The organism is Brevibacterium sp. CSND-B09, from assembly GCF_052906525.1.
In genome coordinates, this window is record NZ_JBREGI010000001.1 from 1,661,080 (window position 1) to 1,679,727 (window position 18,648).

The window sequence follows — 18,648 nt, forward strand, 5'->3', positions numbered from 1 at the left end:
ACTGCAGAAGAGCGTGGTTGCCGGCGCCATCGGCGTACTCGTGCACTGGTTCGACTGGGCTGTCTACGCCTACATGGCGACGACGATCGCCTCAGTCTTTTTCCCCGAATCGAACGAAACCGCCGGACTGCTCGCCACCTTTGCAGTCTTTGCAGTCTCGTTCCTTGTCAGACCAATCGGGGCGATCATATTCGGCCGGCTCGGGGACAAGCTTGGTCGCAAATTGACGCTTTCGGTGGTCATTATTGCGATGGCTGCTTCCACCCTCGTCCTCGGCATTCTGCCCACCTATCAGACGATTGGGCTGTGGGCCCCTATCCTCCTGATTGTCACTCGCATCGTTCAGGGTCTTGCGGCCGGAGGCGAGTTCGGCAGTGCCGCTGCCTTCCTCGGCGAATCCTCGCCCTCGCACCGGCGCGGATTTGGCTGCAGCTGGCTTGAGTTCGGCTCACTTCTCGGCTTCCTGCTCGCGTCGCTTGTCGTCTATTTCCTCAATCAGGTGCTTTCTCCTGAACAGGTTATTGCTTGGGGCTGGAGAATCCCGTTCCTCATCACAGTGCCGCTGGGTCTCATCGGGCTCTACATCCGCCGTCGGATTGAAGATACTCCAGAGTTCGAGGCGCTGCAGGAGAATGAAACGGTCGCCCAGTCCCCACTGCGCGAAGTCTTCAAGCGCAACCCGAAGGAATTCATCCAGACCTGCGGGATGGAGATCTTCATGAACGTCACCTTCTACGTGGTTCTCGTCTACCTCCTGACCTATCAGGAGACCGCCCTCGGATTCGACGCCGGTCGAGCAGCATTGCTCTCGACTCTTGCGTCGGCTCTGGCTCTCATCATCGTTCCTCTGGCCGGAATCGCCTCCGACCGCCTGGGACGGAAGCCCGTGCTCATGTCGGCCGCAATAGCACTGACGGTGCTCTCGGTTCCATTGTTCATGCTCATGAACATGAATAGTGATTGGGCATCCTTTGTCTCGACCTTCGGGCTCGCATTCATTCTCGCGATCATCCTTGGCACTCACGCCGTCACCGTCGTGGAGCTCTTCCCAACCAGAACTCGACAAACGGGTCTTTCGATCGCTTACGCGGTGACCGCCGCCCTCTTCGCCGGAACGGCTCCGTATGCTCTGACGTGGCTCATTGACCGAACCGGCAGCACGTTGAGCCCCGGGTTCTTCCTCGCTGTGGTCGGCATCGTTGGAATCGTCACGGTAGCCTCGATTCCAGAGACACGTGGCATCGACCTTCTCAAGAAATCAGACCTTGCAGGTGCAAAGGACTCAGCGAAGAACACCGGCACGCCAGTCGTCGAGACTCAGAACTGATCTGGTAAGCAGCCCGATACAACCGTTGCCGCCGAACCTCGGCGGCAACGGTTGTTTTGTTTCCCAGCGTGACTTGCGCCAACCGCGCTTTCGTCGGCCTCACCCTAGCTTGAGAAATATAAGTCCGAGTGGGCCGCGCAGCGGGGGTTGAAGGGTGCGTGGCACTCGGGGCAGCTGTCGTTGCTTTTGTATGCCGAGATCGTCAGTTCGCTCCAGCAGTTCCCGCAAAGGATCGCCGGTTGGTCGAACTGCTCGCTGGGCCACTGCTGGGCCGGATGGTCGGCGGTCTCGGAGTGGCAGAGGTGGCACGGGTAGTAGCGGTCGCAGCAGGCGAAGCGGACGGCGATGATATCGAGTTCGGTGGCGTAGTGGACGCACCTAGTGTGATCATCGACCGTCGGGCCGAATACTTCGGGGGTCCGCGCCATTGCTCACCTGTCCTCCCTCATGCTCACATTAGTATTTGACCGAAACAAACGGCACAAGAACCCTACCAGCAGGGCACCCACTCCCAATATCGCAACACTAACAATTATTACCATCAAAATATCACCTGCATCCCCAAAGAACGACGGATCCGACAAATTCATGCAGTTTGTAGCATCAGGCACATCAAGTCCCTTTAAATCCTGATAAGAATCACATTCGTCCGCGCTTAGATTCGAGGACTCTCGCACGACCAGTCGAAGCATCTCCTCAGGAGACATCGCCTCAAGCAGCGAAATCAACCAGGCAGAAATGGCAATCACACCGAATGTGGCAACCTCACGATATACGAGATTTGATATAGACTTGTTGTACTTTCTTAGTGAGAGGTACATGCCAAACAAAGCGCCAAACACAACACCTAAGCTAGAACAGGTGAGCGCGAGGTCACCTGAAATAGCCGGGTTTTGAGTCAGCATGGAATCAAAGACGCCCCAGGTCCTCACGAGACTCCAAGCAGCAGGTGAAAGCACACCGGCAACCAGCCCCATCGCCGCGCCAACGCCTGTCGCTCCAGCAAAATAGGCAAACAGTCGCAAGCCCTCTCGGGCTGCGCCGTGTCGGCCAAACAGCATCCCAAAAACCCCAACCAGGACACAAGACGCTAGCCAAGTAGCAGTCACGAACGGCCCATATACAACTAGAAGTCCCCCACCAAGCCGACGCAAAAGCAGCGCTTTGGAAGAATCATCAGAAGCAACCCACGTCAAGCCCAGTATTCCCAATCCAAGAATCAGGAGTATTGCTATAACAATAGTGGAACCGTATATAATCACAAACAAAAGGAGGGTCGACCTTCTACCTCTATCGATTATGTTTAAAATAAATTCTATTGCTTTGCTGTCATAGTTTATTTTTATTCTCCAGCCGTGCGGCGCCAAGAGTACCCGCAAATTTTTGGCACCATATTTTGCGGTGATGCAAAAGTTGATCCAAGCAGTATTTACTTCTTGCCGAAGCGTTAAATCGACCTGACCTTCAGATCGCTTGTTTGCCTGATGGCCCAGCGTGATATCCACTGCCAGAAGGGCAAACATGGACAGAAAGGCCAGAGCTCCGCCAGGAGTATCTGCCCAGCGCGTAGATACTAAAATCAACCCTAAGTAGATCGATACTCTGGGAGCCCTCCAGCGATTCGTATATTTCAACTTATCTCGACGCCGAAATGTGACAAATGCTCCACCGAAAATCAGCGCAGCAATCAGTATGATTGCGGCCATTGCAATACTCCAAGAATCTACGATATACGGCTGTGGTTGACCTATGAGTTGGACAGCAAGAAGTCTTGCATCATCTCTTGCCCGTTCAAAATTCTCCGGAAAGGACACGTAACGGCGGGAAGGAGTGTAAGGAAGTCGATTCAGCGCGCTGTCTGCGACCTTGCTCGTCGGCATGCTTCATATCTAGCTGTCACTGAACCGCCCTCGCGCCATAGGTTTAGGGGCTGATACACAATGCATGCCGCCTTTGCTTGGCGCAGGTGGCACAGGTAGTAGTACCGGTCGCAACGGGCGAAGCAGATGTCGAGGTCGGTGGCGTAGTGGACGCACTGAGCGTGCTCATCGACCGTCGGGCCGAAGACTTCGGGATCCCGCGTCATTACTCGCTCGTCCTTTCGCACGCCTCGCGACCGAGGTTGTTCCTCGTCCGATCCAGCCTAGCCGCTGCGGTTCGACTCATGGAACGGTGATCATCCCAGTAGAGTGGAAGGCCCCGAGCCGATGAGGATCTATGCCGCAGACTGCCGACTACGTCCACCCCTTCGCCGAGGTTGCGCTGAGCAACATCACCCGCGAGTATCCGTTCGCCTCCCATCATCTGGCGCAGAGCTTGGCAGACAACGTGCCCGCTGTGGAGAAGAATCCCGCGTTCGCGAATTCCTATGACTGGCATTCGAGCGTGCACATGCATTACCTGCTCGCTTCGCTCTTGGAGATGCAAGAAGCCCGCGGTGCGAGCTGGCGCGATCGTGCCCTCGAGGTCCTGTATTCGCACTTGAGTGAGGAGAATATGCTCGCCGAGGCGGCCTTCCTCCGTGAGAATCCTTCGTGGGAGCGGCCGTACGGCTGGGCGTGGGCGGTTGAGCTCAACCGAGTACTCAACGCCAGCGAAGTAGCGGAGTTGCGGGAGTTGGGGGCAACCACGCAGGTGCTTGCCGAAACTGTCTTCGACCTCGTGGCCGCGTGGTTGCCGAAGGTCGCCGAGCCAGTGCGGCATGGGGTACATTCGAACACGGCATTCGGGCTGCGTCGGATTCTCGTCGGGGCTCGGGCGACTGACCGTCACGATGCCGTCGATGCCATCGCAGGTGCAGCACGCCGATTTTTCGCCCGGGATGCCGCCTGGAACTTCGCGCAGGAGCGCAGCGGCCACGACTTCCTCTCCCCGGGGCTGTGCGAGGCCGACCTCATGGCCGAGGTCTTCACCGAGGATGAGCTCGCGTCATGGCTGCCGAGCTTCCTTTCGGAGTTGTCTCCCGAGTCGCCAGCACTCACTCCGGTCAAGGTTCTCGACCCAACCGACGGCCAGCAGAGTCACCTCTACGGGCTGGGTCTGTCGGTCGCAGCATCGGTGACGCGGTTGGCGCCCGCGCTTGAGGCGATTGGGGAGAAGACGGGCCAAAACGAGCTCATGGCTCATGCCAAGGGCATGCTCACCCGGGCCGATGCGCTGATGGCACCCGGACTCGAAGCGGCGGTATCAGACGAATACATGTCGTCTCACTGGATCGCGACGTTTGGGTGGGAGGCGCTGAAACTGAACCACTCATGAGCATCCTGCAATGACCTATTTTAGATCAGCCTCAGTTAGAAGTACGAAACATGAGCTCGAACTAACCCTGTTCGAACTCCGCATCTTCATCGTCGAAGTGTCCTATAACGTCGCCGACAAGCTCCCTCATGTCTATCGCAGAGGCGTCGGGTTTTGGACGATTTTCGGCGTGAGCCAGACGGGATGCAGCCAAATCTGCTAGTCGGATGGCTTGAATAACAATGACCCGTCGGAGCCCAGGTGAAACAACCCCTCTCTCGTGGGCAACTGCGGCCACCCGGGACAACGTCTCAGCTCGGCGCGCAATACGGACATCGGGGTGCTCCCTCTCTTCTCTCATTTCATCCGGTATCAGCCCAAATCGATAGGATTTCGGAAGAGCAACTGTTTCACTGGGAGGAGGCATTTTCTCGTTAAGGATTGCTCTATAACGAGAAGCCTCGATGGCGGACAGATAGACAGAATATTCTAAAGCGTTGAGCTTTACTTTTTTCTCAGGGTCGTCACGAAGCTCATCAACCGGCCACAGCTCAATTTCAGCAACCTCAAAAGGGTCAAGAATACGATACGCGATCGTATCTGACCTCTGGCCCTGCAAATGCCTACCCACACGTGTTGAGAACTTTTCGGCAGTCTGACCAACGTAGATTGGCTCGCCGTCGTAGTCATAGAATGCGTAAACACCTATACATTTTCCAAGTGCTTTATCGCTCTGCTCGTCGACAGCATCCATCGCAATGCTAAGAAGCTTCCGGAACCCTTGGACAAAACGTGTCGGTTTAGGTTTCCCACGCCTCGCTACTCGGTGAGATCCATGGTACGAAGCTCGTCCCTCACTTGCCATTGTCTGCCCCATGCGAAATCAACTGGTCGCCAACTGCTAGAGAGTGCGCAACGTCCTGGACTCCCAAAGTTCCACGAATTAGCGGCCGCAAATAGTGTTCGCCTAGCCAACGTACGACTGGGACAGCTACGGCGTCACCAAATCCGAAGAGAATCTGGCTGGCCCTCAAACCGCCTAGGTTGTAATCTCCCGCGCCCATCAGCCGTGCATACTCCAACGGCGTCATCCAACGCACCCGCACTCGACCTCCTCCAACTTGAACCACTGCCTGCTTGGAAGATCCGCCGCGAGCGGTACGAAGGCAACCCGCTATGTCGTCGGGTCGCATTTCCCAAACTGCGTTTCCCTTTCGAGTTCGCCGATAAGCGGTTCGATAGCGAATCGTGGGGTCATTAAGGAATGCGTTCAAGCGCTCGAGTTGAACTGAGGATAGCGAATCCACGAACGCCGATGTTCGCTCTGCACCCCACCACCGCTCATCTGCCGCTGGCACTAACTCGATTACGTTTTCCAAACCTTCAGCGAGAAGTTCAGGCGGTTCGGGTAGGAGCGCTTTGTGCGTGACGAGCGTTGGATCGTCAAAGATCCACTGCAGCCAATCGGGCCTGAGAGTCGAAACCTCTTCACTATGTTGCGGCGGCACCTGAGCTCCAACCAAGAAGAGGCGGGGCCTTGATTGAGGAACGAATCGGCGAGCGTCGATGGAGAGAACGTCAACCGAATAGCCCAAAGAGTTGAAGGCACGGATTGCGGCTGAAATGTCATCGCCACCATGCGAAGTTGCCAACCCTGTCACGTTCTCGAGAACAACCAGAGATGGACGGTCCTCACCTAGATCCTCCAGTATCCGGATTAGGTGCCAAAACGTCCCCGACTGTGTCCCTCTGAGGCCCGAGCGAGTTCCTGCCAAAGACAAGTCTGTACACGGGGACGAGGCCCATGCCAACGAAGCCCCACGTGGAAGTTGTGCAGCCTCAATGGTGGCTATATCTTGCGAAACATACCCCGAGACGTCGTCAACAAACTGGGATTCGTACATTGACTTCTTGTCTGGCGCGAAATCGTTGGCCCATGAGACCTTGAACCCGGCAGACTCCAAGCCAATCCGAGCAAGACCTATTCCAGCGAAAAACTCAAGAACCTGAGGTCGGATAGAGTCAATCGAAGTTACTTTAGGCATGCCGATAATCCTACCTGTTTAGTCATGATTGCAGCATGACATCCGGCACTGACGTAGAGAGCTCTTCACGATTGGGGCAACTGCGAGGAGTCGGTCTTCAGTATGATTATTCTTGCAATAGCTTCACACACCAGGCTACTCAACTAGCCCTGTGCACATGTCGATCATTGTCTTGGCGATATTTGAAGTGAGTGCCGGGTCGTAGGCGACAGCCAGACGCAGCTTCGGCCATTGCGTGCGGTCTTTGACCTGGAGTAGTACGACCCCCGGATTGAGGCGATGTCGAAAGCTCGACGGGACAAGGGCGAACCCGAGACCTGTCTCGACTAGAAACAACGCCGTCTCCACCTGTATCGCTCGCTGAGCGATCGGTGGATTGATTCCGGCGGCTTCAAGTGCCACACGGCATTGTGCCGCGAGACCAGGAGAGCCCACCGAGGTGTAGCCGATGTACGGCTCTCGACCAAGATCTATTGCGCGGATCTCTGCCATTCCGGCCAATCTGTGCCGTGCCGGCAAAGCAACGACCAACTCATCATCTTCGATGTTCTGCGTTCGAAGCTCCGACCGCTCCCCCAGCGGTGGGCGCAGCAGTGCCAGGTCCAGCCGACGGTCAAGAACCGCCGTCGACAACTCCGCATTTGAACCTTCGAAGACTCGGAGCACAACGTTGGGAAATCGATTTCTGAACTCAGGCAGCAGCCTCGGCAGGACGCGATTCTTCGCAGACCCGACAAATCCGAGCCTCAACTCGCCAGACAACCCCGCGACTGTCTCAACAGCTTTGCGTTTGACCTCTTCAGCACCGAAGAGCAGTTCCCTCACATCTTGCAGAATCTCTCGACCGGCTGCAGTCAGCTCCACCTGATGAGTCGAACGCACCAACAGCTCAGCGCCGATCTCTTCCTCCAGCTTGCGGATCGACACCGAGAGCGGGGGCTGAGTCATATTGAGCTTCTCCGCCGCAGCGCGGAAGTTCAGAGTCTCTGCAACTGCGAGAAAGTACTTGAGCTGGCGCAGCTCCATCGACCCCTCCTTGATACACATGATGTATCAGTACTTTTGATCTAGATTACTCTCTTGTATCACGGAACGATCCTCGATCAAGCTGTCTCTGTTGAGAAACCCGTCATCTCAAGGAAGAGACTCTATGCAAACTCGGTCCGCCACAGCTCCCTCCGCTGCTACAGGTTCTAAACATTTCCTCGACCGCGCCCTGCACCCTCAATCAGTCGCCATCATCGGTGCGTCGAACAACACCGAACGCATATCCGGCAGAGCTCTGCACTATCTCAAAAGCGCGGGATTCGAAGGACGCATCTACCCAGTCAACCCCAAACGCTCAACCGTCCAGGGTCTGCCGGCCTTTGCCTCAGTCACCGACCTTCCCGAATCAGCAGACATCGCGCTGATCTGCCTCGGCGCCGCTCATCTGCTGGACGCTGTCAATGAGTGCGCAGACGCAGGTATCGGAACGGCGGTGATCTTCGCAGCAGGATTTGCCGAAACCGGGGCAAAGGGACGAGCAGCACAGCGGGAACTCGAGGCCGTAGCCGCGCAGCGCGGCGTCCGACTCTTCGGACCGAACTGCCTCGGCGTTATGAACTCATCGATCGGCTTTATGGGAACCTTCTCCAGCGCCTTCGACGGCGGATTGCCGAAACCCGGCGGCGTTGCCATCGTCAGCCAGAGCGGAGCCTACGGCGGCCACTTGGCCTACCTTTGCCGTCGACGCAATCTGGGTGTGAGCTACTGGATGTCGACTGGCAACGAAAGCGACATCGATGTTGCCGAATGCATCGACTGGCTTGCCCGCCAAGACGACGTCTCCGTGATACTCGCCTACGCCGAAGGCGTTACCGACGGAGCACGGTTCACCTCAGCGTTGGAAAATGCCCGCAGTCGCCACATCCCGATCGTGTTCATGAAGGTCGGCCAATCAGCGATCGGCGCACGCGCCGCCCAGTCCCACACGGACAGCCTGGCAGGCGAAGACGCGGTCTTCGATGCAGTTCTTCGCCAATACGGTGCCTACCGGGCCACGACGACCCAGGAACAGATCGACGTCGCCTATGCCTGCAGCCGTGGGGTCTACCCTGCCGAACGCAGCCTCGGAGTCGTCACCGTCTCGGGCGGCTTCGGCGTCCAGCTCTGTGACGCTGCGGGAAGGCACAACCTCGACGTCGCGCCACTGCCTGAAGCAGGTCAGGAGAAGCTGCGGCAGATCAATCCCATGGGCAGCGACAACAATCCTTGCGACACGACGGCAAACTGGCTCAACGACACCTCGCTCATCACGCAGACTCTCGAAGTGATGTATGCCGAAGGCGGGTACAGCAGCATCGTCGCCGCGCTGACCATGCTCCCCGATACACCCGCCTTCGGCGACCAAGTGCGCCAGGCGATCACAGCTGGCACGGCAGACTTCTTCGACCGGCCGACGGTCCTCTGCATGGAAGCTCGCACCTCTGTCATCACCGCCTACGAAGACGATGGCTTCCTTGTTTACGACGACTCGGAACGGGCGGTGAAGGCGCTGAGCGCACTGAGCTTCTTCGTCGAAGCATGGGGGCGTCACACTCACGACGTCGATACGATCGAATCGAGCGACAGCCTCGGCGATCGTGCTCTATCCGAGTTCGAGTCTCGTCTCAGACTCGAAGCTGCTGGTCTGCCCATGTTGCCGTCTGCCCTGGTAACGAGCTCAGATGAACTGTCTGAGGCCACTCAGGCCATTCCTGCTCCCTACGCGATCAAGATCGTTTCGGCCGAAATCGCTCACAAGACCGAGATCGGCGGCGTCGTTCTCAATGTCGCCGACGCCGCATCCGCCGAGGCGGCCCGTTGCGCCATCGTCGATCGCGTATCCGTGGCGGCCCCCGACGCCCTCATCGACGGCGTCCTCATCACCGCCATGGCGCCGGAGGGAATCGAGGTCATCATCGGCACGACGAACGATCCCGTCTTCGGTCCGGTGACCGTCGTCGGACTCGGCGGGACCGAGGCCGAGCTCTATGGCGACATCGCCATGCGAATCGGCCGGATCGACACCACACAGGCCCACGAGATGATCAGCGAAACTCGCATGTCCGCTCTGCTCGACGGTTTCCGCGGGCACCCCGGCGGTGACCGTCAAGCCTTGGTGAGAGCCATCGTTGCGGTCTCGTCCTTCGCCGACGCCCATGCCGACGAACTCGGCTCCGTCGAGATCAATCCCCTGCGGGTGCTTCCGCCCGGCCAGGGAGCCTTCGCTCTTGACGCTCTCGTCATCCCAAGCACAGTAAGGAATGCCACATGACAAGCGACAATGCCCACCTCGTCGGCTTCCACACGGTCGGACGCACAGCGGTGCTCACACTGTCCAACCCTCCGGTCAACGTCATGAGCATCCCGATGGTCGCACGCCTCGGCGGACTCATCGATCATTGCGCTGCCGATGACTCCATCTGCTCAATCGTGGTCACCGGGGACGGCACCCGGGCCTTCTGCGCCGGTTCCGACATCACCGAGTTCCCCGATCTGCAGGTTCCGGGCGCAGCCGTCGACCGGAAGCTGCGCCGACAGAATGCGATCTTCGCATCCCTTGCGACGATTCCGAAGCCCACCGTCGCCGCGCTTCAAGGACTGACCTATGGAGGCGGTCTGGAGCTGGCGTTGTGCTGTGACCTCATCGTCGCCGAAGAACAGGTCTCACTCGCACTTCCGGAGACGAACCTCGGCGTGTTTCCCAGCAGCGGCGGAACGTATCGCAGTTTGGACCGCATCACCGCAGGACGGGTCAAGGAACTCATCTTCCTCGCCGAGCCGATCAGCGCTCAGACTGCATTGGAATGGGGGCTCATCAATCGCGTCGTCGACCCCGGCAACGCATTGAACGCGGCCCTCGTCCTGACCGACAACCTCAACAGTCGTCCTCCACAAGCCCTCGCTCTGGCCAAACAGCTCATCGACGACGGTACAACCCATTCGAAACGGGCGATGATCGATCGCTCGTTGGCCGCCAGCGACCTCGCCTTCAGCTCATCGGAGTGCGTCGAAGGAACAACCGCATTTCTCGAACGCAGACCGCCCGACTTCACACACGCTCAGACCTCCCGCACCTCCGAACAGACAGGACCGCAATGAAACGTGCAGCCATCGTCGCCCCGACACGCACACCTATCGGCAGCTTCGGCAAGTCATTGCGCCCGGTGCCTGTCGAAGACCTCGGTGCGACCGTTGTCAGAGAAGTGATTGCTCGCAGCGGAATAGACATGGATCAGATCGAAGACGTCGTCTTCGCTCAGTCCTATGCCAACAGCGAAGTCCCGTGCGTCGGCCGATGGGTTGCGCTCCAGGCAGGGCTGCCGATCCATGTGGCGGGCATGCAGCTCGATCGTCGCTGCGGCAGCGGTCTGCAGGCCATCGCTACCGCAGCGATGATGGTGCAGACAGGAGCCGCCACCGCAGTGATCGCCGGTGGTGTCGAGTCGATGAGCAACATCGAGTACTACTCAACCGACATGCGATGGGGCAGCCGATCAGGCAGCTCCACCATGCATGACAGGCTCGAACGCGGGCGGGAACGATCACAGCCCGAAGACCGATTCGGTTATATCTCCGGAATGATCGAGACCGCAGAGAACCTCGCACGAACCTACGGGATCACACGAGAGGACGCCGACGAATTCGCCGCCCGCAGCCACTGCCGTGCCGCTCAAGCATGGGAATCCGGGGCCTTCGACGCCGAGGTGGTCCCCGTCACCGTTCCCCAACGCCGTGGTGATCCCGCCGAATTCACACGCGACGAGGGTATCCGACCCGACACCACCATCGACTCCCTTGCACGACTCCGCCCGCTCATGGACGGCGGAATCGTCACCGCAGGCAATGCGAGTCAGCAGAACGATGCGGCAGCCGCATGCCTGGTCGTCGCCGAAGACACATTGGACATACTCGGTTTGGAACCCCTGGGTTACCTTTCGGCGTGGACTGCCGTCGGCTGCGAGCCCGCACAGATGGGCATCGGACCGGTTCCAGCTGTTGAGAAACTCTTCAAACGCACCGGGCTGACCTTCGATGATTTCTCACTCGTCGAGCTCAACGAGGCGTTCGCCCCGCAAGCCCTCGCCGTCCTCAAAGGCTGGGACTGGGCCGATATGGACCGCCTCAACGTCAACGGCTCGGGGATCTCCCTCGGTCACCCTGTTGGGGCCACCGGCGTCAGAATCATGACGACGATGCTGCACGAGCTCAATCGCCGAGGCGGGGGCTTGGGCCTCGAGACGATGTGCATCGGCGGAGGCCAAGGAATGGCTGCCGTCTTCGAATCCGCCTGAACGCCCCGTTTCACCAGTCACCACACAATTGCCACTAACGGCCAGTACTCAAAGAGGAGATATCCATGGTCGCTCTGCCAATTCTCACTATCATCATCGTCGCCGTCGCGATGGTCTCGTTCGTACTCGAAAAGATTCCGATCGCCGTCACCGCGGTCATCGCCGCACTGCTCATGGCCATCGTCGGAGCCATCGACCTCGAAGAGGCCTACAGCCCCTTCGGAAGCACGGTCACGCTCTTCTGTGCCGGAATGATGGTTGTCGGAAATGCTCTCTTCAAGACCGGATTCGCGGATTTCGTCGCCTCGAAGTTCGAAGCGATCGGTCTCTACCGCAATGAACGTGCACTGATCGCGGTCGTCACGGCCGCCTCGGCGATTCTCTCAGCGTTCCTCAGCAACAGTGCAGTCGTCGCGATCTTCATTCCCCTTGTTGCTATCATCGCGAACCGGTCACAGGGACGCATTCGCATGCCACTGGCCATCATGGGTGCTGGAATCGGCGCCGCGATCGGCGGCATCGCCACGCTGACCGGGTCGACAGCTCAATTGGTCACCCAGGGAATCCTCGAGACCACCGACGGTACGGAGCCGATGGGCATCTTCACCCTGTCGCGCATCGGCGGTCCGCTCATCGTGATCACCGTCCTCTACATGGCCACAATCGGTTATCGCGTCGGAAACAAGGTGCTGACTTTCACCCCGCCCGACCTCCTCGCCGATCAGAAAGATCCGAACAGCGCGAGTGAAGTGAAGCCGGCACGCTGGAAGCTTCCGTTTTCGATGCTCCTCATGGTCGCCATCATCATCGGGTTCGTCTCCGGGCTGTGGAATATCGCCGTCATCGCGCTCATCGGCGCTATCCTCATGATCGTCACCGGCTGCATCTCGTTCAAAGACGCCATCAGGCAGATGGACTGGAACACCTTGATCATCCTCTCCGCGGCTCAGGCTTTCGGCCAAGGTCTGACAGATTCGGGCGGCGGACAGCTGATCGCCGATGCCATCGTCGGAGTCTTCGGTGAGGCGTCGAGCCCCTGGTTGGTGCTCAGCGTCTTCATCATCGTCGCGGCGATCCTCACCAACTTCGCTTCGAATACGGCCCTGACAGCGATGTTCGTTCCAATTGTCATCTCAGTCGCGCTCTCTTTCGGCGCCGACCCGACGAGCTGGGCAATTGCCGTCACCCTGGCATGCAACCTCGCATGCGGAACTCCGATCGGCACGGCCTGTATGACCCAGACACTCGTCGCTGGTTTCCGCTACATGGACTACATCAAGATCGGCGGCCCGCTGGTTCTCATACTCGCGGCTGCCACGGCGTTGTTGGCACCTGTCGCTTATCCCTTCTGACCGGTCACCTCGTATCCCACTACTGAAGGAGTTCACATGAAACTGCTCGAAAACCGCACCGCGGTCGTCACCGGAGGAGCCCAGGGACTTGGCTATGCCATTGCCCGAGCATTCGCCGACGCCGGCGCCGATGTCGTCATCGGTGACCTCGACGGCGAAGCCGCCGCTGCGGCCGCTAGTTCACTCGACATCGGTGACCGAGCGATCGGCGTGACATGTGATGTCGTCAACCTCGACCAAGTGGAGCACCTGTGCGCCACCGCGGTCGAGAGGTTCGGGTCGTTGGACGTCATGGTCAACAATGCCGGAATCACCCGCGATGCCACCATGCGCAAGATGAGTGAAGAACAGTTTGACCAAGTCATCGCCGTGCATCTCCGAGGAACCTGGAATGGATTGCGTTCCGCTTCCGGACTCATGCGTGATCAGTCCGAAGGCGGATCGATCATCAACGTCTCGTCGATCGCCGGGAAAGTGGGCAATCTGGGCCAGACGAACTATTCAGCGGCCAAGGCCGGAATCGTCGGCATGACCAAAGCCGCCGCGAAGGAAGTCGGGTTCAAAAATGTCCGGGTGAACGCAATCCAGCCTGGCTTCATCAACACACCCATGACAGCCGCGATGAGGCCAGATCGCATCGAAGCGAAAATCGCCGATATTCCTATGGGTCGAGCGGGTGAGCCAAGCGAGATCGCGTCTGCGGTGACGTTCCTCGCTTCCGATATGGCTTCGTACATCACCGGGGTGGTGCTGGAAATCGCCGGAGGCCGTCATATATGAGCGTGGAAAAGGGGTTGCCGAGATTCAGAACGGCTCAACTTCGTCATTCCAGAAGAACTCATCGCCGTCATAGTCGATGAGCCCGACGTCTAAAGCTCGGTGATGATTCGGGCACAGCAGCAGACCATTGTCCAAGGACGACGCTCCTCCATCGGAGTCGGGAACGATATGAGCAGCTTCGAGGAGTCGCAGATCGCAGATCGGACAACCGTCGACCTGGCATTTGAGCTCACGATTCTGAAGCAGCAGCGCTCGGAAACTCTTTTGATGCCGCCTTGCGCGGATGACCGATACCGCATAGCGCCGCTCGATGGGGGACGCTGAATCATGATCGACATCATCACGGTTCTGCTCCTGTCGAAGTGCCCGACCGAAGTGGCCCTGCCACTGACGTTCCAGCTCTTGAGTGGCATCGTCTGGAATCCTCATGCCGCTCTGCATTCCCCTCCAGATGCCGGAGGGAAACTGTTGGGAAATGGGTTCAAGGTTGAAGGGGTTGTCGACGTCAACCAAAGAGTCCCAGGAGATTGGGACGTAGGTGGCCGCTCTTGCCGAGCCGTCCCAATGTGGCTGCATGATGACCTCTCCTTGGACCCACCCGGCAGCGACGATGCCTCGATCTCCCTGGCCCGTCTTGCGCAGATAGACTCGATCACCGACCTGCACATGGCGATGGTTCGCACTCATTGACCACTGGGCCTCGGCCGGTTCGCCTGCTTCGATACTGGCAAGGGTCTCCAACCGTTCGTCCTCGGGCCAGAAGAAGTAGTCGGGATTCCACAACAACATGTATGACGCGTAGGCGCTGCGGTGTTCGGGATGAAAGGTTTTGGCCATCAGGTATGTCTTTCTCAGTCGAACGGCTTCAAACTCGGCGGTTGGTTCGCAGTCTAACCAGGTAACGTCTTGCACCCATCTGCGTAGCCCGGTTTCGACATGCGCAAGCACTGAGAAGCACCGTCGTGAGACTAGACGATGCGGCGGATTCCTCGGGCAACGAGTTCAGCCAGCTTGATCGAGTCCGACAAGATCTAGGTGGGTATCACGAAGGGCCGACGTTTCCCGGTTGAGCTAGGTGTTGCCGAACACCGTAGTGAACTTCACGTCATCGTCAATGATGTCCAAGCCCGCGCACTGGCCGCTCACTTCGCGAGGTCGACCACTCCGTCCAAGCTCAGCCGATTTCTCGCTTCGGCATCGAGACCAAGTTCAGATTCGAGTACCTCGGCCGCATTACCACCCAGCTGTGGTGCAGGCATGGCACCGGCTGCTGGGGACCCGCCGAACTTCAACGGCACTCTTGGTGCCAAGACACGACCCACACCCGGTTGATCGATTTCGGTGAGCATCGGGTTCTCTGTCGAGCACCTAGGGTCTGAGTTCACCAGTTCCTCGAACGACTGGAACCCGCCGACAAGCACCCCCGCCTCGGCGAGCAGCCTCGTCGCGTCTTCGGAATTGTGCGCAGTGAACCACGGACGCACCACCGCATCGATGGCCTCCCTAGCCTCGAACCGACCGCCTTCGGTCGACAAGTCGACGTCGAGCAGCGGGCCGATCATTTCGAGCTTCTCAACCAGCCCCGTTGCCTTTCCCAAACCTCTCCAGTGCTTGTTCGAAATGACCACGACCATCACCTGACGGCCGTCCGCGCATTCGAACGACTGCCCATACGCTCCGTACAAGCCATTGCCCAAGGCACCTCGGGTCTTGCCCGTCGCCTGAACTTCGGCGATGTATCCGAGGTTGCCGACGGTGGCGAGCATGACATCCGAGAGCGCCAAGGTGATCTCCTGGCCTTTGCCCGAGGTACGACGATCCAGCTCGGCAGCCATGATTCCATTCGAAATATAGAGTCCCGCAGCGACGTCCCATGCCGGCACCGCATTGTTGACCGGACGCTCGTCGTCACCGGTGATGATCGGGAATCCGCTGGCCGCGTTGACCGTGTAATCGACTGCCGGGGAACCGTCGTGCCACCCGCCTAGGCGGAGCATGACGAGATCCTCGCGATGCTGCTTGAGATTCTCATAGCTCAACCACCCGCGAGCGGGCAGATTCGTGATGAGGGTGCCCGCCTCGGCGATGAGGTCGGTGGCGATCTTCTGCCCTTCCTCGGACTTGAGGTCGAGTGTGACCGAGCGCTTCCCCTTGTTCAGGGACGCCCAGTAGATCGAAGTGCCGTCATCGCTGATCGGCCACCGGTTCGCATCGATGTTTCCGCCGATCGGGTCGATGCGGATGACATCGGCTCCGAGCTGCGCCAACGTCATCGACCCCAGTGGGGCTGCGACGAAGGCAGAGATCTCGACGATCTTGAGGCCGGTCAGGGGTGCGGGGCGGGTGTCGGACATAGTAGTGCTCCTCAGTTCTTCGTTGTCACGGTGGCGGCGATCGCGGTCTTCCCACCTGGGGCGATGGCCTTGAGTTCGTGGCTGCCGGGTTCGGTCTCTCTGCCGACGAGGTGGATCTGTTCGTTCGCGAACAGCGGGGACTTCGCGGTGAACCGGTACCCGGTCACAGCCGCTTCGGGGTGGGTGGACATGAACGCGTCCAACAGCAGTGTCGCCGTCAATGGACCATGCGTGACCAGCCCGGGATACCCTTCGATCTCGGTCACGTAGGGGGCGTCGTAGTGGATCCGGTGGGAGTTGAACGTCAACGCCGAATATCGGAAGAGCGTGACCTCGTTTGGTCGTACCGAGCGAGTCCAGTCCCAGGCCTCTGGTGCGGGTGAATCCTCCCGTGGGAGCTTGGCCGCTGATCCCTCGGGCGCCGTTGTGGCTTCGCGGTAGACGATCGTGTGCCGGTCCGTCGTGGCAGGCTTCCCGTCCGCGGTGATCTCGTGACGAAGCACGACGAAACACAGGGGGCCGGTGCTGCCGGTCTTTTCCGTGATCGATTCGATCGTCGTCGTCCGCTCGATCGCCTGACCGGGCAGGATCGGCGTGTGGAAAGTCAGGTCGCTGCCGGCCCACATCCGCCTGGGCAGAGGCACCGGCGGCATGAACCCACCAAGCGCGGCATGCCCGTCGGCTCCGAGTTCGCTCATCGGGACGTCGTCTTCCGAGAAGTGCAGCCAGTGCCCCAGCGGGAACAGCGGTGCAGCCTTGTCCCCGTCACGGCCGAGCAGTGTCGCCAGGCGTGCGGCCCGTTCCCCATCGGCGGTCTCGGTGACGGTGGCGCTGCGGCCGACCCAGTCCTGGAGGTTCGTCTCACTCATCGCAGTCAAATTCCAATCGGTAGTTCGTGAAAAGCGCCCATAACCTACTAATTGCTACGTGACGGCGGCGCAGATACCTGGCGCCAGGTTGCTGGGCCGCCGTCAGGTAGCAATTGGGGTCAGCGGCCTAAGAGTTCGTCGGAGATGATGCGCATCTGGATCTCGGACGAGCCTTCGAAGATCTTCGTCAACCGAGCATCCCTCCAGTGGCGTTCAACGGCGAAGTCCTTCGTATACCCGGCACCACCATGGATCTGCAGAGCCTCCGAGGTGACCTTCTCGCTCATCTCTCCGGCCAGGTACTTCACCATCGCCGCTTCCTTGTCACAGCGACGACCCGAATCGATCTCCGTGCACACGTGGTACATCAGTTGCCGGCACGCCTCGATCTGAGCGGCCATGTCCGCGACCTTGAACCTCAGATGCTGGAAATCAGCCAACGGATGCCCGAACTGTTCGCGTTCCTTGAGATACTTCACCGAGTCCTCGAGCGCCGCCTGCGCCAACCCGATCGACCGCGCAGCCGTGTGCGCACGCCCGACCTCGAGGCCAGACACCGCCTGGTAGAACCCGCGTCCTTCCTCACCGAGCAGAGCATCGGCGGGCAGGACGAAGTTGTCGAACGACAGCTCCCACGTCTTCCACCCGTGATACCCGATCTTCTTCGCCGGCGCCCCGGAGATCCCCTCGGGGAAGGTGCCGCGTTCCTTCTCGACGAGGAACACCGAGATCCCCCGATGCCGCTTCTCCTCCACCGAAGTGCGGGCGAAGAGGATGATGTAGTCGGCCTGATCGGCATATGTGCACCACATCTTCGTGCCGTTGATGACCCAGTCACCATCGGCATTGCGTTCGGCCTTGCACCGCAGATTCGCCACATCCGACCCGGCCTCAGCCTCCGACAGAGCGAACGCGCCAAGGTACTCACCACTGGCGACCTTCGGCAGCAAGCGGGCTTCCTGTTCGGGAGAGAACCCACCGCCCATGCCATTGCCGCGGGCCAGCAGTCCAGCCACGGACATCCAAGCACGGGAGAGCTCCTCGGCGACGAGGCAGTACTCGAACACACCCAAACCGAGTCCGCCGAACTCTTCGGGGATGAGAATCCCGAAGAAGCCCATCTCGGCCATCTGCTTGACCATCGAGTCGGGGAACTGACCTTCAACCGGGTCGAGCTCGTTGGCGAGCGGGAGGACGACGTCGCGGGCGAACTCGTGGGCGAGCGCCTGGATTTCGAGGCGCTCCTCGGTCATCATGTGCGGGGTATCCGGACGTGGACGGGGTTTGTGAGTCATGTTCTTCCCTCAGGTGGAGTGCGTGGTCAGATGGCTAGAGGCGAATCGTCTTTGTGCGGCAGGTGCAGGTG

General features: G+C 59.3%; 16 protein-coding genes. 7 read left to right on the top strand and 9 right to left on the bottom strand.

Translation table 11 applies throughout. The features are described 5' to 3' along the window. Window positions 1-13 precede the first annotated feature (13 nt). Window positions 14-1,327 carry an MFS transporter gene (locus ACU4IU_RS07525; protein WP_446656345.1) on the top strand — a complete coding sequence of 438 codons (1,314 nt, stop codon included), beginning with the start codon at window positions 14-16 and terminating at the stop codon, window positions 1,325-1,327. 104 nt (window positions 1,328-1,431) lie between these two features. Here the strand turns inward: ACU4IU_RS07525 and ACU4IU_RS07530 are convergent, their stop codons facing one another. Together ACU4IU_RS07530 and ACU4IU_RS07535 are read right to left on the bottom strand one after the other, a co-directional pair. Beyond that, window positions 1,432-1,755, bottom strand: coding sequence for a CHY zinc finger protein (locus ACU4IU_RS07530; RefSeq protein WP_446656346.1), 324 nt, complete (start codon window positions 1,753-1,755; stop codon window positions 1,432-1,434). A gap of 3 nt (window positions 1,756-1,758) precedes the next feature. Then, window positions 1,759-3,207, bottom strand: a complete 1,449-nt coding sequence (locus tag ACU4IU_RS07535; RefSeq protein WP_446656347.1) for a hypothetical protein — start codon at window positions 3,205-3,207, stop codon at window positions 1,759-1,761. Window positions 3,208-3,544: 337 nt separating this feature from the next. Here ACU4IU_RS07535 and ACU4IU_RS07540 point away from each other — a divergent pair, with 337 nt between their 5' ends. Next, the gene (locus tag ACU4IU_RS07540; RefSeq protein ID WP_446656348.1) at window positions 3,545-4,585 is read left to right on the top strand and encodes a DUF2891 family protein; all 1,041 of its coding nucleotides are present in this window, start codon (window positions 3,545-3,547) and stop codon (window positions 4,583-4,585) included. Between the two features lie 61 nt (window positions 4,586-4,646). Here the strand turns inward: ACU4IU_RS07540 and ACU4IU_RS07545 are convergent, their stop codons facing one another. From ACU4IU_RS07545 to ACU4IU_RS07555, 3 genes are all read right to left on the bottom strand, one after another. Next, window positions 4,647-5,318: a GIY-YIG nuclease family protein gene (locus tag ACU4IU_RS07545; RefSeq protein ID WP_446656349.1), complete on the bottom strand. Its 672-nt coding sequence runs from the start codon at window positions 5,316-5,318 to the stop codon at window positions 4,647-4,649. A 100-nt stretch (window positions 5,319-5,418) separates the two neighbouring features. Continuing rightward, window positions 5,419-6,609, bottom strand: coding sequence for a DNA cytosine methyltransferase (locus ACU4IU_RS07550; protein WP_446656350.1), 1,191 nt, complete (start codon window positions 6,607-6,609; stop codon window positions 5,419-5,421). A gap of 135 nt (window positions 6,610-6,744) precedes the next feature. Then, entirely contained in the window at window positions 6,745-7,635 is an 891-nt protein-coding gene (locus ACU4IU_RS07555) for a LysR substrate-binding domain-containing protein (RefSeq protein WP_446656351.1), read from the bottom strand. Window positions 7,636-7,759: 124 nt separating this feature from the next. On the opposite strand from ACU4IU_RS07555, the gene ACU4IU_RS07560 reads away from it, so the two are divergent. From ACU4IU_RS07560 to fabG, 5 genes are all read left to right on the top strand, one after another. After that, the gene (locus ACU4IU_RS07560) at window positions 7,760-9,907 is read left to right on the top strand and encodes an acetate--CoA ligase family protein (protein WP_446656352.1); all 2,148 of its coding nucleotides are present in this window, start codon (window positions 7,760-7,762) and stop codon (window positions 9,905-9,907) included. Further along, complete coding sequence (locus ACU4IU_RS07565) at window positions 9,904-10,734, top strand: enoyl-CoA hydratase/isomerase family protein (RefSeq protein WP_446656353.1); 831 nt, start codon at window positions 9,904-9,906, stop codon at window positions 10,732-10,734. Before ACU4IU_RS07560 ends, ACU4IU_RS07565 begins: the two co-directional genes overlap by 4 nt. Continuing rightward, window positions 10,731-11,927, top strand: coding sequence for an acetyl-CoA C-acetyltransferase (locus ACU4IU_RS07570; protein ID WP_446656354.1), 1,197 nt, complete (start codon window positions 10,731-10,733; stop codon window positions 11,925-11,927). The genes ACU4IU_RS07565 and ACU4IU_RS07570 overlap by 4 nt, the downstream gene beginning before the upstream one ends. Before the next feature lie 65 nt (window positions 11,928-11,992). Continuing rightward, window positions 11,993-13,279 carry an SLC13 family permease gene (locus tag ACU4IU_RS07575; protein ID WP_446656355.1) on the top strand — a complete coding sequence of 429 codons (1,287 nt, stop codon included), beginning with the start codon at window positions 11,993-11,995 and terminating at the stop codon, window positions 13,277-13,279. A gap of 36 nt (window positions 13,280-13,315) precedes the next feature. Next, window positions 13,316-14,059 carry a 3-oxoacyl-ACP reductase FabG gene (gene fabG / locus ACU4IU_RS07580; RefSeq protein ID WP_446656356.1) on the top strand — a complete coding sequence of 248 codons (744 nt, stop codon included), beginning with the start codon at window positions 13,316-13,318 and terminating at the stop codon, window positions 14,057-14,059. A 24-nt stretch (window positions 14,060-14,083) separates the two neighbouring features. Here the strand turns inward: fabG and ACU4IU_RS07585 are convergent, their stop codons facing one another. From ACU4IU_RS07585 to ACU4IU_RS07600, 4 genes are all read right to left on the bottom strand, one after another. Continuing rightward, the gene (locus tag ACU4IU_RS07585) at window positions 14,084-14,896 is read right to left on the bottom strand and encodes an HNH endonuclease (RefSeq protein WP_446656357.1); all 813 of its coding nucleotides are present in this window, start codon (window positions 14,894-14,896) and stop codon (window positions 14,084-14,086) included. Window positions 14,897-15,201: 305 nt separating this feature from the next. Beyond that, a complete protein-coding gene (locus ACU4IU_RS07590) occupies window positions 15,202-16,413 on the bottom strand; it encodes a CoA transferase (RefSeq protein WP_446656358.1) in 1,212 nt (403 codons plus the stop codon). Window positions 16,414-16,424: 11 nt separating this feature from the next. Further along, entirely contained in the window at window positions 16,425-17,282 is an 858-nt protein-coding gene (locus tag ACU4IU_RS07595; protein WP_446656359.1) for an FAS1-like dehydratase domain-containing protein, read from the bottom strand. 119 nt (window positions 17,283-17,401) lie between these two features. Further along, a complete protein-coding gene (locus ACU4IU_RS07600) occupies window positions 17,402-18,577 on the bottom strand; it encodes an acyl-CoA dehydrogenase family protein (RefSeq protein ID WP_446656360.1) in 1,176 nt (391 codons plus the stop codon). Window positions 18,578-18,648 lie beyond the last annotated feature (71 nt).